General features: G+C 38.2%; 1 protein-coding gene. It reads right to left on the bottom strand.

Annotation, left to right across the window (positions count from 1 at the left end; all coding sequences use genetic code 11):
* Positions 1-81: 81 nt before the first annotated feature.
* On the bottom strand, positions 82-262 hold a 181-nt coding region (locus NU887_RS21155; protein WP_338081027.1), incomplete at its 5' end, for a hypothetical protein.

Here is a 262-nt window from a genome sequence, read left to right as displayed (position 1 = left end):
ATATTTCTACACCTTCCTCCCAATCTTTAATCATCTCACTCCATTTTGTCACTTCACGATCAATAAACTTTGCGTTTTTCTTTAAATAGTGGCCGTGCTCCACGATTGTTCACCTCTTGTATATGCAATATTACCATTCTTCCATACTGTATTCACATGACTTACGCCGTAATGATACGGTACGTAAACATAATTGTAAGCATCCCATAAAACTAAATCTGCCTTACGACCAACTCTAATTTTCCCAGCTACATCACCACGG

The organism is Aquiflexum gelatinilyticum (genome assembly GCF_024741135.1).
Classification (GTDB): Bacteria; Bacteroidota; Bacteroidia; order Cytophagales; family Cyclobacteriaceae; genus Cognataquiflexum; species Cognataquiflexum gelatinilyticum.
This window is presented reverse-complemented; position numbering and strand designations above follow the sequence as displayed.